Below are 13,417 nucleotides of genomic sequence, written 5' to 3' on the forward strand. Positions count from 1 at the left end.
CTCAGGCTTACGGCGCGAGGTCGAACACCAGCACCTCGGCGTCCTGGCCTTGCTCGAGCTTGAGCAGGTCTTCACGCTGCAGCACCACCGCGTCACCCGCCTGCGCCGCCTGGCCGTTCACCTGCACGCTGCCACGCACCACGTGCACGTAGGTGTGGCGGCCCGGGTCGAGCTTCAGCTCGGCACGCTCGTCGCCGTCGAACAGGCCGGCCCGCAGCGCCGCATCGGCATGGATCGTCACTGAGCCTTCGCGCCCGTCGGGGCTGGCCACGAGTGCGAGCTTGCCGCGCTTGCTGGCCGCGTCGAAGTGCTTCTGCTCGTAGCCGGGCGTGATGCCGCGCTCGCTCGGGATGATCCAGATCTGCAGGAAGTGCGTGGTCTGGCCCTTCGCATGGTTGAACTCGCTGTGCTGCACGCCGGTGCCCGCGCTCATGCGCTGCACGTCGCCGGGCACGATCTCGGTGCCGTTGCCCATGCTGTCCTTGTGGCCCAGGGCGCCGTCGAGCACGTAGGACACGATCTCCATGTCGCGGTGCCCGTGCGTGCCGAAGCCGGTGCCGGGGGCGATGCGGTCTTCGTTGATGACACGCAGGTTGCCCACGCCCATGCGCTCGGGGTTGTAGTAGTCGGCAAACGAGAAGCTGTGGAAGGACTTGAGCCAGCCGTGGTCGGCGTAGCCGCGTTCGGAGGATTTGCGCAGAGTGATCATGTGTCGTGTTCCTTTCTGGGAAGGAATGTTGATCCTCCAGGCGCTGCGCACAGGAGCGTCCTCTTGAAGCGTTCATTCAAATAAGATGAACCCATGCTGAACGCCCGCAATGTGCTCACCCCCGAGGCCCTGGCGATGATGGACGTCATCGCGCGCACCGGCAGCTTTGCGGCGGCCGCCCGCGAGCTCGGCAAGGTGCCCTCGGCCCTGACCTACAACGTCCGCCAGCTGGAAGACGCGCTCGACGTGCTGCTCTTCGACCGCCGCTCGCGCCAGGCCAAGCTCACCGCCGCGGGCGAGGAACTACTGAACGAGGGCCGGCGGCTGCTGGAGCAGGTCGATGCCGTGGCCAACCGCGTGAAGCGTGTGGCCACCGGGTGGGAGACGCAGCTCACCGTGGCCGTCGACGGTGCCATCTCGCGCGTCACCATGTTCGAGATCTGCGAAGCCTTCTACGCCCAATGCCCACGCGGCGACGACCCCGACCGCAGCGGCCCGGGGACCCGGCTGCGCCTCCGGAACGAGATCCTCGCCGGCACGTGGGAGGCGCTGGTCAACGGCCAAGCCGATCTCGCCATCGGCGTCGGCATGGAGCAGACACCGCCCGCCGGCGTGCAGCTGCAGACGCTCGGCACCCTGCCCTTCGTCTTCGTCGTCGCGCCGCACCACCCGCTGGCCGCGATCGACCACGCCATCACCGACGCCGAGCTGATGCGCCACCGCGCCGTGGCCGTGGCCGACTCGGCCCAACGGCTCGCGCCGCTCACCGTGAACCTGCTGCCGGGGCAGGACGTGTTCACCGTGAGCACCATGCCGGCGAAGATCGAGGCGCTGCTGCGTTGCATGGGCTGCGGCTTCATCCCCGAGCCGATGGTGCGCGAGCACATCGCAGCGGGGCACCTGGTCGTGAAGACGGTGCAGCGCCCGCAGCTCAACGCCCGCATGGGCTACGCCTGGCGCGGCGCCGTGGTGGGCGGCGCGCGCAAGCCGCAGATGGGCCTCGCGCTGCGCTGGTGGCTCGACCAGCTGGAAAGCGCCACCACCCGCAAGGCACTGCTGCAGATGCATGCCAGCCGCGTGCCGCTCGGCAGTCTTTGAGCGTGGCCTACCGCGGCCGCTTCGCGCCCTCGCCCACCGGGCCGCTGCACGCTGGCTCGCTGGTGGCCGCGCTGGCGAGCTGGCTCGATGCGCGTGCGCACGGCGGCACTTGGCTCGTGCGCATCGAAGACGTGGACACGCCGCGCTGTGTGCCCGGCGCTGACGAGCTCATCCTCCAGCAACTCGCCGCTTGCGGACTGGTGCCCGATGAGCCACCCGTGTGGCAATCGCAGCATGGAGCCGCCTACCAGAAGGCGCTCGACACCTTGATCGCACAAGGCGCGGCCTACCCGTGTGGCTGCTCGCGCAGCGACATCGAGCGTGCGCTCGCCGCATCAGGCCGCAGCAAGCCGCGCCACGGCGAACTCGTTTATCCCGGCACGTGCCGCGACGGCCTGCACGGCAAGCCTGCACGGGCGGTGCGGTGCCTCACCGCCGCGCCCGACGGCGGCGACATCGAGATCGCCTGGTACGACCGACGCCTCGGCGCCCAGCACCAGAACCTCACGCAAGAGGTCGGCGACTTCGTGCTGAGGCGCGCCGACGGCCTGTGGAGCTACCAGCTGGCGGTGGTCGTGGACGACGCGGCACAGGGCATCACCCACGTCGTGCGCGGCGAAGACCTGGCCGACAACACGCCGCGGCAGATCCACCTGCAGCGCTTGCTCGGCTGGCCGACGCCCAGCTACCTGCACACGCCGCTCGTGCTCGGCCCCAATGGCGAGAAGCTTTCGAAGCAGAACGGCGCGCAGGCGCTCGACCTGCGCGACCCGTTGCTTGCGCTGCGCACGTCGGCCGGCGCGCTCGCGTTGCCCGACGTGACGGCCCACCAGACCGACTGGCTGGCCGCGATGGTGGCAGCCTGGCGCGATCAGCGAGGCGCCGAGAGCACCAGGTCGACCCAGGCCACGTAGGCGTCGACCCAGGCCTGCAGGAAAGCGCGCTTCTTTTCGTCGGTCACGATGCCGGCGTCGTCCACCAGGTTCTCGCTGTACTGGATGTAGGCCTCTGGCTGGTTGAGAAGGGGCACGTCGAGGTAGGCCAGGACGTTGCGCAGGTGCTGCTGGGCCAGGGCCGTGCCGATGCCGCCGCCCGAAGTGCCGATCACGCCGCCCGGCTTCTTGGCGAATGCGTTCTTGCCGTAGGGGCGAGAGGCGGTGTCGAGCGCGTTCTTCAGCACACCCGGAATGGAGCGGTTGTATTCCGGCGTCACGAAGAGCAGTGCATCAGCGGCGCTCACCTCGCGCTTCAGGCGTTGCGCCTGCTCGGGCATGTCGTTGTCGCGGTCCTGGTTGTAGAGCGGCAGGTCGCCGATCGTGAGCTGCTGGAAGCTGAAGCGCTCAGGCGCCAGCTTGGCGATCGCGTTGGCGAGCCGGCGATTGATCGAGTCTTTGCGCAGGCTGCCCACGAGCACTGCGACTTTGCGTTTGTCCTGAGTCATGGTCGCCCCTTCAATGAAACTTGGATGGGAAAGAGCCGACTCTAGTGAGCGAGGCGGCGACCCCCTATCCGGGCCGCGATTGCCCACGGCACCGTGCCGGGTTTGGGCGGTTAGCATCTCGATCCTCATCCCACTTTCGCGAGCCCCACCATGCAAACCACCGCTTCCGGCCTGCAATACGAAGACACCACCGTCGGCTCCGGCCCCGAAGCCAAGGCCGGCCAGCACGTCACCGTGCACTACACCGGCTGGCTCTACAACGATGGCGTGAAGGGCGCCAAGTTCGACAGCAGCAAGGACCGCCGCGACCCATTCGACTTCGGCCTGGGCGCCGGCATGGTGATCCGCGGCTGGGACGAAGGCGTGCAAGGCATGAAGGTCGGCGGCACGCGCATCCTCGTGATCCCGCCCGAGCTCGGTTATGGTGCACGCGGCGCCGGTGGCGTGATCCCGCCGAACGCGACGCTCATGTTCGAGGTCGAGCTGCTGGGCGTCTGACGTCCTGCGCCACTCCCCTCCTACAGACGAACCGACGACGAGGCCCCACACTGCGGCCTCCCGGTTCGAGGAGGGCCCATGCCCATCAAGTACGACATCGTCCACACGACGACCTACAGCTATTCCAAGCCGGTGACCTTCGGCGAGCACCGGGTGATGTTCCGCCCACTCGACAGCCACGACCTGCGCGTCCTGGCGACCGACCTCGTCGTGAGCCCCGACGCGGACATCCGGCTCATCCAGGATCAGTTCTCCAACTCGGTGGCACTGGTGCAGCCGCAGAGCGAGGCGGCCGAGCTGAAGATCGTGTGCTCGTTCACCATCGAGCATGCGCACAGCAACAACCTCGAGCTGCCGCTGTCGCCTTCGGCGGAGTTCTTTCCTTTCGCCTATTCGGTGGACGAGCGCCTCGACCTCGAGCACTTCCTGCGGCCGCATTACGACGACGAAGAGGGCAAGCTCACCGCCTGGGCGCGGCAGTTCATGAACCCCGAAGGCCCGACCGGCACGCGCGACCTGCTGGTGAAGATGAACCAGCACATCCGCGACAACTTCACCTACGCCGCCCGCAACGAGGAAGGCACGCAGACACCGCTCGAGACACTCGCGAAGAACAGCGGCAGCTGTCGCGACTTCGCACTGCTGATGATGGAAGCGGCACGCCGCCTGGGCGTGGCGACGCGTTTCGTGTCGGGCTATCTCTACGACCCGTCGCTGGACGAGGCCAACCCCGACGCGGAGCCGAACGTGGTCGGCGCGGGGTCCACGCATGCGTGGCTGCAGGCCTATCTGCCGGGTGCGGGCTGGGTGCCGTTCGATCCGACGAACAACCTGCTCGGCGGCTACCAGCTGCTGCGGGTCGGCGTGGCGCGCGACCCGAAACAGGCGTCGCCTGTCTCGGGCAGCTGGATCGGCGAGCCGGCGTCCTACCTCGGGATGAAGGTGGATGTGAGCGTCAAGCGCGTGGCTTGACGCTCCTGCGCATCAGCGGCTGAAACCGCCCTGGCGCGGGCGCTGGGGCTTGTTGAAGCCACCCTTGGACGGGCCAGCCTTGCGCGGGGCAAAACCACCGGCATTGCGATCGACCGGCGCGCGATCGAAGGCACCGCCACGGGGCATTTGCTGGCCGTGCGGCACGAAGGTGCTGTTGTGGCGGTCGTTCGGGCGATCGACGCTGTAGCGGTTGTGCTGGGCGCTGTCGCGATCGAACGGCGCACGGTCACGCGGCGCGAAGCCTTCACCGGCACGCTGCTGCTGGGGCTTTTGCCACGGCTTCTGGTTGCCACCGAAGCCACCACCGCCAAAGCCATTGCCGGCACCTTGGCCCGCGTTGTGGCCGAAGCCACCCTTGCCGTGGCTCGGACGACCCTGGAACGGCTTGCCGCCACCGAACTTGGCATCACCACGCGGCGCGAACATGCGCGGCTCGGGCTGCTTGGGCTCGAGGCCGGAGATGGTCGCGACCGGGATGTTCTGCGTCGTGAAGTGCTGGATGCGGCGAATCATGCTCACGTCCATGCGCTCGGCCAGCGTCACCGCCAGGCCATTGCGGCCGGCACGGCCGGTGCGGCCGATCCGGTGCACATAGTCCTCGGCCTTCATCGGCAGACCGTAGTTGATGACGTGGCTGATGGTCGGCACGTCGATGCCGCGGGCGGCCACGTCGGTGGCCACCAGCACCTTGAGCTGGCGGTTGCGCAGGCCTTGCAGCACGCGGGTGCGGCGGCCTTGCGGCATGCCACCGTGCAACGAGGCGACCTGGTGGCCCATGTCGGCCAGGCGGTCGGCGAGCCAGTCGGCGTCGCGCTGGGTGCTGGTGAACACCACGGCCTGCTCCATGTCCTTCTCGGTCAGGAGGTGGTCGAGCAGCGCGTCCTTGTGCGACTTGTTGTCGGCCCAGTGCAGGCGCTGTTCGATGTTTTCGTGGGTGTCGGTGTGCGAGGCGATCTCGATGCGCTGCGGCTCGCGCAGCAGGTCTTGCGCCAGGCGACCGACGTGGCCGACGAACGTAGCGCTGTACATCACCGTCTGGCGGCCTTCGGGCAGGTGATCGACCACGGTGCGGATGTCGTCGATGAAGCCCATGTCGAGCATGCGATCGGCTTCGTCGAGCACCAGCATCTCGACGTTCTCGAGGATGGCCTTGCCGCTGGTCAGGTGGTCGAGCAGGCGGCCGGGGGTGGCGATCAGGATGTCCAGCGGGCCGCGCAGGGCCTTGAGCTGGGCGCCATACGGCACGCCGCCGACCACGGTGGTCGAGCGCAGGCCTTGCACATGGCGACCGTAGGTCATGGCGGCCTTGTCGACCTGCATGGCGAGTTCCCGCGTGGGGGCGAGCACGAGGACGCGCGGGCCGTAGACCACGCCCTTTTCGCGGCGCTTGGCGTTGTCGCCGCGCGCGGCGAGGATGCGCTGCAGCGCGGGCAGGATGAAGGAAGCGGTCTTGCCGCTGCCGGTGCTGGAAGCGACCATCAGGTCACGGCCTTCCAGAGCGGGCGGAATGGCGGCGGCCTGCACGTCGGTCGGCTCGGTGTAGCCGGCATCGGTGAGGGCACGGGTGATGGCCGGATTCAGGCCCAGGGTGTCGAAACTCATCGTCTTCTTTCTCGAAACAAAGCACCGCCTGCGCGACGAAGCGCAAGCGGTACCACGCGCAGCCATCAACGGGCTCGCTGGTGAAGTCGCTGGGGAGAAGGTCCGAACCGGGACTGGCCAAGTTGCCAGCGGTGGGGATCAGGAACAGTCAAAGCGACGGCATCGCCGCCAACCATTCCCGAAAGTGGGTTCGAACAGGCCGCACAGCACGGGGCTGTGGGAAGACTCGATGAGGTCAGAGGGGATGAACGAAACGCCTGGGAGCTTGTGATGGCCACTCAGGCGAAGCGCGGATTATAGCAGCGACCTCGGGTTTCCACGAGGCCTCAGCCCCTTATTTCGCCAGGAAATGCTCGCGGTAGTACACGAGTTCGTCGATCGACTCGTGGATGTCGGCCAGCGCCGTGTGCGCCTGGGCCTTCTTGAAGCCGGTGAGGATCTCGGGCTTCCAGCGTTTGGCCAGCTCCTTGAGCGTGCTGACGTCGAGGTTGCGGTAGTGGAAGAAGTCTTCCAGCGCGGGCATGTAGTTGGCGAGGAAGCGGCGGTCCTGGCAGATGCTGTTGCCGCACATCGGCGACTTGCCCTTGGGCACGTAGCGCTTCAGGAATTCGATCATCTGGGTCTGGGCGCTGTCTTCGTCGATGGTCGAGGCCTTCACGCGGTCAATCAAGCCGCTCTTGCCGTGTGTGCCCTTGTTCCAGGCGTCCATCGCGTCGAGCGTGGCGTCGCTCTGGTGCACCGCGAAGACCGGGCCTTCCACACGCTGCGTCAGGTTGGCATCGGTCACCACCACCGCGATCTCGATGATGCGGTCGGTGTTGGGGTAGAGGCCGGTCATCTCGAGGTCGATCCAGATGAGGTTCTGGTCGCTGCTGGGCAGGATGGGGTTGGTGGTGTCGTCGGTCATGCGCTTCTCCTTGGCGGGGCATTCTCGCAGCCTACACTTCTGGTCTATGCAAAGCACCGCTCTCACCTTGCTCTTCGCCGCAGCGCTCGTGGTCTCGCTGCTGGTGAAGTTCTGGCTGTCCACGCGCCAGATGCGGCACGTGGCCGCCCACCGCGACACGGTGCCGGCCGCCTTCGCGCAGACCACCACGCTCGCCGCCCACCAGAAAGCGGCCGACTACACCCTGGCCAAGGGCCGCTTCGGCCTCTTGAGCACCGCCTTCGGGACCGCGGTGCTGCTGGGCTGGACGCTGCTGGGCGGCCTGGACGTCGTCAACGTCGCCGTGCGAGACGCCATCGAGCCGCGCTTCGGCGGCATGGCCTACCAACTCGCGCTGCTGGCCGCCTTCGCCTTCATCAGCGGCTTGCTTGACCTGCCCTTCGAGCTCTACAGCACCTTCCGCATCGAGCAGCGCTTCGGCTTCAACCGCATGACGTGGAAGCTCTACCTCGCCGACATGGTCAAGGGCGTGATCGTCGGCGCGCTGATCGGCCTGCCGATCGCCGCACTCATCCTGTGGCTGATGGGTGCCGCCGGCACGCTCTGGTGGCTGTGGGCCTGGGGCGCCTGGATGGGCTTCAACCTCTTGATCCTCGTGCTCTACCCGACGGTCATCGCACCGCTCTTCAACAAGTTCCAGCCGCTCTCCGACGAGTCGCTCAAGGCCCGCGTGCAGACGCTGATGCAGCGCTGCGGCTTCCAGGCCAAGGGCCTCTTCGTGATGGACGGCAGCAAGCGCTCGGCCCACGCCAATGCGTATTTCACCGGCCTGGGCGCCGCCAAGCGCGTGGTGTTCTTCGACACGCTGCTGCACAAGCTCACGCCGGGTGAAGTGGAGGCGGTGCTGGCCCACGAACTCGGCCACTTCAAGCACAAGCATGTGACCAAGCGAATGGTGTCGATGTTCGCGATGAGCCTGGCGGGCTTTGCGCTGCTGGGATGGCTGTCGAGCCAGACCTGGTTCTACACGGCGCTGGGCGTGCAACCGTCGCTCGGTGCGCCCAACGATGCGGTCGCGCTGCTGCTCTTTCTGCTGGTGGTGCCGGTGTTCGCCTTCTTCATCTCACCGCTTTTTGCCCAGCTGTCGCGCAAGCACGAGTTCCAGGCCGACGCCTACGCCTGCGCGCAGGCCAGCGGGCAGGACCTGGCCGCCGCGCTGCTCAAGCTGCACGAAGACAATGCCTCGACGCTGACACCCGATCCGGTGTACGTTCGCTTCTATTACTCCCACCCGGCCGCGCTGGAGCGGCTGACCGCCATCCAGTCCCACGCCAGCCTTCAAGCGAGTCGCGCATGACCCACCTGCAAAACCGCAAGTGCCAGCCGCTCAACGGTTCACCGATGGGCGATCGTGAGATCCACGACCACCTGGCGCAGGTGAGCGGCTGGCATCTGAAAGACGGCGCGATCGAGAAGACCTTCAGCTTCAAGAATTACCACGAGACCATGGCCTTCGTGAACGCGCTGGCCTGGGTCGCCCACACCGAAGACCATCACCCCGACCTGCTCGTGAGCTACAGCCGCTGCGTGGTCCGCTACAACACGCATTCGGTCGGCGGCATCTCGGTCAACGACTTCATCTGCGCGGCCAAGGCCGACGCGCTGGTGGCCTTTGTCGGCTGAGCTCGACGTCGGGCTGGTGGTGGCCGGCTACGGCCGTCACTATGTGGTGGAAACGCCGGAAGGCCGCCGGATCATCTGTCACCCGCGCGGAAAGAAGAGCGACTGCGTGGTCGGCGACCGTGTGCGCTGGCAGCCGACGGGCGACGAAGGTGTCATCGAGCACGTGGAGCCACGGCGCAACCTGCTCTTCCGGCAGGACGAGTGGAAGACCAAGTCCTTCGCCGCCAACCTCGACCAGATCCTCGTGATGGTGGCCGCCGAGCCGGTGTTCAGCGAGTCGCAGCTGGCCCGTGCACTGATGGCGGCCGAAAGCGCCGGCATCCCGGCGCGCATCCTGCTCAACAAGGCCGACCTGCCGCAGATCGAGGCAGCACGGGAGCGGCTGAAGCCCTATTCCGCGATGGGCTACGACGTGCGCGAGGTGGCGCTGAAAGCACGGCCCGCCGAGTCGCGCGCGGCGCTGTTCTCGCTGCTGCAAGGCCAGGCCACGCTCGTGCTCGGGCCGAGCGGCACCGGCAAGAGCACCTTGATCAACCTGCTGGCGCCCGATGCGCGCGCGCAGGTGGGCGAGATCTCGCAGGCGCTCAACTCCGGCAAGCACACCACCACGTCCACGCAGTGGTACTGGCTGGACGACACCCGCAGCACGGGGCTCATCGACTCGCCAGGTTTCCAGGAGTTCGGCCTGCGGCAGATCAGCGCGCAAGACCTGCCACGGCTGATGCCCGATCTTGCGGGCCCGTCGCAGCAGTGCAGGTTCTACAACTGCACCCACCTGCACGAGCCGGGCTGCGGTGTGCGCGCAGCGCTCGAAGCGGGTGACGTGAACGAGTCGCGCTACCGCATTTACTCCGAACTCTTTGCCGAACTCTCGGCACCCACCCGCTACTGATCAGCCGATCAGATTGGCGAGCGACAGCAGCGCGAGCAGCAGCATCCACAACACCACCGAGCGCCACACCAGGCCGACGATGCTGCGCAGGTGGTCGAGTTGGGGCAAGGCGCCCGGCGTGGAGCCTTCGGCGCGCGCAGTGTCTTCGCCGGCACCGCTGTCGAAGGTCTTGGAGCGGTCTGGCGTCACACCGGGGGCGGCCGTGCCACCCAGCTGCACGCCCACGGCGCCTGCCGCCGCCGCGAGGATGATCCCCTCGTTGGCGTGTTTCCAGAGGTGGGCATCGCGGCGCCAGCAGGCCGCGGCTTCCTCGAAGTTGCCCACCACTGCAAAGCCGAAAGCGGTCAAACGCGCCGGCAGGTGGTCGATCAGGCTGAACATCCGTTGCGACAACGCGAGCAGGCGCTCGTTGCTCGGGATGCCGACCACACGGCTCTTGAAGCCCCAATAGCGGCTGGCGAACTCGGCCATGCGATAGAGCACCGCGCCTGCCGGACCGAAGCCCAGCGTCGACAGCACCACGAACCAGAAGAACACGCCGAACACATGCCGATGCGCCGCCAGCAGCGAATGCTCGATCACGTGGCGCAGGAGTTCGGTGCGCGGCAACTCGCTCGCATCGAGGTGGCGCCACTCCGCCAGCAGGCTGCGGGCGGTGGTCTCGTCACCGCGCTGCAGGGCGTCCCGGATGTCTGTGAAGTAGTGGCTGAACTGCCGAAAACCCATCGTCACGTACAGCACCGCGACGTTCCACAGCAGCGCAGCCGCGAAACCGAACTGCGCCGCGACAAGGTACAACCCCCAGGCCAGCAGCGCTGGCACCAGCGCCGTCACACCCCACACGACCCACGCGTGATGGGGCTTGCCCGCATCGAAGTTGCGGCCCGTCCAGTGCATCCAGCCCCGCAGGGAATCGTGGACAAAGTTGACGCGCGGCAGGGGCTTGAGCTGCTCGATCAGGAGCGCGAACAAAACGGCGAAGAAACTCATGTGCGGCCGATGATAGCGGCGCGCCTTTACGCGGCAAGGAAGCGGTAGAGGTTGCGCAACATCGCGGCCGTCGCACCCCACACGAAGTAGCGCCGCGGCTGGCCGGCCGCATCGATGCCGGTCCAAGGCATGGAGAGGAATTCGCGCTTCACGCCGCCCGTCTCGACCGCATGCCAGCGGTGGTTCGCCGGGTTCATCAGAAACGAGAGCGGCACCTCGAAGACTTCCGCCACCTCGAAGGGGTCGGGTTGCAGGCTGTAGCCCGGCTGCAGCACGCCCACGACCGGGGTCACGATGAAGCCGGTGCCGGTGGTGTAGGTCGGCAACTGGCCGATCACGTCGACGAACGAGGGCAGAAGGCCAATCTCTTCCTCCGCTTCACGCAAGGCGGTAGCCACGGCGCTCGAGTCTTCTGGCTCGGCCCGACCGCCGGGGAAGCTCACCTGCCCCGGGTGGTCGTGCAGATGGTCGGTTCGCTGGGTCAGCAGCACGGCCAGACCCTCATCGCGCTGGGTCAGCGGGACCAGCACCGAAGCATGCGTCGGCTCGCGTTGCGTGAACTGGCGCTCGACCGCGATCTCCGGTGCCCACACGGGTGGCGCCACGAAGCGGCGGCGCAGGGCTTCGGCACGCAACTCTTCCAGCGACACGGCGGGCAGGTGATCGTCGACCGACGCCACCGGCAACTCGAGCGGATCGAAACTCAGGGCCATAACGAATTGGATTGGAAACGAAAAAGCCGCCTCGGGAGGCGGCTTTCTGAGACGCGCTGGGCGCGGGCCCGCTTAAGCGAGCTTTTCCTTGATTCGGGCCGACTTGCCGGAACGCTCACGCAGGAAGTACAGCTTGGCACGGCGCACATCGCCGCGGCGCTTGACTTCGATGTTCGAGATCAGCGGGCTGTACAGCTGGAACGTACGCTCCACGCCTTCGCCGCTGGAGATCTTACGCACGATGAAGCTGGAGTTGAGGCCGCGATTGCGCTTGGCAATGACCACGCCTTCGTAGGCCTGGACCCGCTTGCGGGTGCCTTCAACCACGTTGACGCTGACGATCACGGTGTCGCCAGGGGCGAACTCGGGGATCTTCTTGCCGAGGCGAGCAATTTCTTCTTGCTCGAGGGTCTGGATGAGATTCACAGAAAGCTCCTAGTGATCGTGCCGGCGCGGGTCTTGATGATCTGGCTGGTCACCAAGCGGTGCCAACCCTTTGGCGCGCCCTTTGGCGCACCTCTCCGGGGCAGAGGATCGGAAAACCCAAAATTATAGCCCAAGTGAGCGCAGATACTTCTCATCTGCGGCCGAAAGTTCCCCACGAGCCCGTGCGGCGTCAATCAGGTCGGGCCGACGACGGGCGGTCACCGCGAGCGACTGCTCACGGCGCCAGCGCGCAATGGCGGCGTGGTGCCCGGAGAGCAGCACCGGCGGTACCGGCATCGGGCCTTCCGGTGTTTCAAGCACCTCGGGGCGACTGTAATGAGGGCAGTCGAGCAGGCCATCGGAGAAGCTGTCCTGCTGATGAGACTGCGCGTCGTTCAGCACGCCTTCCTGCAGGCGGGCCACGGCGTCGAGCAGGCTCAGGGCCGGAATCTCCCCGCCCGACAGCACGAAATCGCCCAGGCTCAGCTCGATGTCCACATGCCGCTCGATGAAGCGCTGGTCGATGCCTTCGTAGCGGCCGCACAGCAGCACCGCGCCCTCGCCTTTGGCAAATTCCTGCACGATGGCCTGGTCCAGGCGTCGGCCGGTGGGCGTGAAATGCACCACGGGGGCACTGTCGCCACGTGACGTGCGAATCGCTTCCAGCGCCCGCTGCAACGGCTCGACGAGCATCACCATGCCGGGCCCGCCGCCATAGGGGCGGTCATCGACGCGGCGATAGTTATTGTCGGCATGGTCTCGCAAGGGCCACAGGCGCACGTCCACCTGGCCCGACTCGAAGGCGCGGCGGGTCACGCCCTGAGTCAAGTGCGGCGTGAAGAGCTCCGGGAAGATCGTGACGACGTCGAAGCGCATGCTTCCCGACCTCAGTAGTCGAGGCCCCAATCGACGGTGATGCGCTTCTCGGCCGTCTTCACGTCATCCACGTAGGCCGAGACGAACGGCACCAGTCGCTCTTCGGCCTTGGGGTCATCGGGCTGGATGCGCAACACGCTGTGCGGGCCGGTGTCGATCAGACCGACAACGGTGCCCAGCGCTTCGCCCTGGCGGTTGACCACGGCCATGCCGATCAGGTCGACCCAGTAGTACTCGTCAGGGTCGGCGGTCGGAAAGCTCGCGCGCGACACGAAGATCCGGCCCCCCCGCAGGGCTTCGGCGCCGCTGCGGTCTTCGACCTCCTGCACCTGGGCCACCACCACGTCGCCGTGGTCCTTGGCCTGCGTGATCTTGAGGAGCGAGGGGAATGGTGCTGCCGGCTTGGCGGCCACCGGCCGTTTGACGGCCGGCCCCTCGGGCGGCTGGAGGTACCAGCGCTTGGTCGAGAACAAGGCCTGGGGGTCAGATGCAAAAGGCTGGACCTTGATCCAGCCTTTCACTCCCCAGGCATCGACGATGCGACCGACCTCCACCGCGTCTTCAGGCCAGTCGGCTGGGGTGCCGACCGGCGGGGCAGTGGAAGCCACGG

The 13,417-nt window shown here is 67.0% G+C and carries 16 protein-coding genes; 7 read left to right on the top strand and 9 right to left on the bottom strand.

Translation table 11 applies throughout. From position 1 onward, the window contains the following. Positions 1-7: 7 nt before the first annotated feature. The gene (locus RXV79_RS17730) at positions 8-709 is read right to left on the bottom strand and encodes a pirin family protein (RefSeq protein ID WP_316699391.1); all 702 of its coding nucleotides are present in this window, start codon (positions 707-709) and stop codon (positions 8-10) included. Between the two features lie 93 nt (positions 710-802). Here RXV79_RS17730 and RXV79_RS17735 point away from each other — a divergent pair, with 93 nt between their 5' ends. Then, positions 803-1,807: a LysR substrate-binding domain-containing protein gene (locus RXV79_RS17735; RefSeq protein WP_316699392.1), complete on the top strand. Its 1,005-nt coding sequence runs from the start codon at positions 803-805 to the stop codon at positions 1,805-1,807. Continuing rightward, on the top strand, positions 1,804-2,721 hold the full coding sequence (gene gluQRS / locus RXV79_RS17740) for a tRNA glutamyl-Q(34) synthetase GluQRS (protein ID WP_316699393.1): 918 nt from the start codon (positions 1,804-1,806) through the stop codon (positions 2,719-2,721). The genes RXV79_RS17735 and gluQRS overlap by 4 nt, the downstream gene beginning before the upstream one ends. On the opposite strand, the gene RXV79_RS17745 is transcribed toward gluQRS, so the two are convergent. Next, on the bottom strand, positions 2,679-3,248 hold the full coding sequence (locus RXV79_RS17745) for an NADPH-dependent FMN reductase (RefSeq protein WP_316699394.1): 570 nt from the start codon (positions 3,246-3,248) through the stop codon (positions 2,679-2,681). The two genes, gluQRS and RXV79_RS17745, sit on opposite strands and share 43 nt — an antisense overlap. Before the next feature lie 150 nt (positions 3,249-3,398). On the opposite strand from RXV79_RS17745, the gene RXV79_RS17750 reads away from it, so the two are divergent. After that, on the top strand, positions 3,399-3,746 hold the full coding sequence (locus RXV79_RS17750; RefSeq protein WP_316699396.1) for an FKBP-type peptidyl-prolyl cis-trans isomerase: 348 nt from the start codon (positions 3,399-3,401) through the stop codon (positions 3,744-3,746). 78 nt (positions 3,747-3,824) lie between these two features. After that, positions 3,825-4,718, top strand: a complete 894-nt coding sequence (locus tag RXV79_RS17755; RefSeq protein ID WP_316699398.1) for a transglutaminase family protein — start codon at positions 3,825-3,827, stop codon at positions 4,716-4,718. 12 nt (positions 4,719-4,730) lie between these two features. Here RXV79_RS17755 and RXV79_RS17760 read toward each other — a convergent pair whose 3' ends face one another. Together RXV79_RS17760 and orn are read right to left on the bottom strand one after the other, a co-directional pair. Beyond that, positions 4,731-6,341, bottom strand: a complete 1,611-nt coding sequence (locus tag RXV79_RS17760; protein WP_316699400.1) for a DEAD/DEAH box helicase — start codon at positions 6,339-6,341, stop codon at positions 4,731-4,733. A gap of 334 nt (positions 6,342-6,675) precedes the next feature. Then, positions 6,676-7,248: an oligoribonuclease gene (orn, locus tag RXV79_RS17765; protein WP_316699403.1), complete on the bottom strand. Its 573-nt coding sequence runs from the start codon at positions 7,246-7,248 to the stop codon at positions 6,676-6,678. Between the two features lie 46 nt (positions 7,249-7,294). On the opposite strand from orn, the gene RXV79_RS17770 reads away from it, so the two are divergent. From RXV79_RS17770 to rsgA, 3 genes are read left to right on the top strand one after another with little or no spacing between them, the layout of a single operon-like run. Beyond that, complete coding sequence (locus RXV79_RS17770; protein ID WP_316699405.1) at positions 7,295-8,584, top strand: M48 family metallopeptidase; 1,290 nt, start codon at positions 7,295-7,297, stop codon at positions 8,582-8,584. Next, on the top strand, positions 8,581-8,910 hold the full coding sequence (locus tag RXV79_RS17775; protein WP_413816623.1) for a 4a-hydroxytetrahydrobiopterin dehydratase: 330 nt from the start codon (positions 8,581-8,583) through the stop codon (positions 8,908-8,910). Before RXV79_RS17770 ends, RXV79_RS17775 begins: the two co-directional genes overlap by 4 nt. Further along, entirely contained in the window at positions 8,900-9,802 is a 903-nt protein-coding gene (rsgA, locus tag RXV79_RS17780) for a ribosome small subunit-dependent GTPase A (RefSeq protein WP_316699407.1), read from the top strand. The genes RXV79_RS17775 and rsgA overlap by 11 nt, the downstream gene beginning before the upstream one ends. On the opposite strand, the gene RXV79_RS17785 is transcribed toward rsgA, so the two are convergent. The 5 genes from RXV79_RS17785 to rimM form a co-directional block, all read right to left on the bottom strand. Next, positions 9,803-10,792: a CobD/CbiB family protein gene (locus RXV79_RS17785; RefSeq protein WP_316699408.1), complete on the bottom strand. Its 990-nt coding sequence runs from the start codon at positions 10,790-10,792 to the stop codon at positions 9,803-9,805. It abuts the gene before it with no gap. 26 nt (positions 10,793-10,818) lie between these two features. Beyond that, the gene (locus tag RXV79_RS17790; RefSeq protein WP_316699409.1) at positions 10,819-11,505 is read right to left on the bottom strand and encodes a CoA pyrophosphatase; all 687 of its coding nucleotides are present in this window, start codon (positions 11,503-11,505) and stop codon (positions 10,819-10,821) included. Positions 11,506-11,577: 72 nt separating this feature from the next. Further along, the gene (gene rplS, locus RXV79_RS17795) at positions 11,578-11,931 is read right to left on the bottom strand and encodes a 50S ribosomal protein L19 (protein ID WP_296716615.1); all 354 of its coding nucleotides are present in this window, start codon (positions 11,929-11,931) and stop codon (positions 11,578-11,580) included. A gap of 123 nt (positions 11,932-12,054) precedes the next feature. Then, on the bottom strand, positions 12,055-12,807 hold the full coding sequence (trmD, locus tag RXV79_RS17800; RefSeq protein ID WP_316699414.1) for a tRNA (guanosine(37)-N1)-methyltransferase TrmD: 753 nt from the start codon (positions 12,805-12,807) through the stop codon (positions 12,055-12,057). Between the two features lie 11 nt (positions 12,808-12,818). After that, the gene (rimM, locus tag RXV79_RS17805) at positions 12,819-13,415 is read right to left on the bottom strand and encodes a ribosome maturation factor RimM (RefSeq protein WP_316699416.1); all 597 of its coding nucleotides are present in this window, start codon (positions 13,413-13,415) and stop codon (positions 12,819-12,821) included. Positions 13,416-13,417 lie beyond the last annotated feature (2 nt).

It is taken from the genome of Piscinibacter gummiphilus, from assembly GCF_032681285.1.
GTDB lineage: Bacteria > Pseudomonadota > Gammaproteobacteria > Burkholderiales > Burkholderiaceae_C > Rhizobacter > Rhizobacter gummiphilus_A.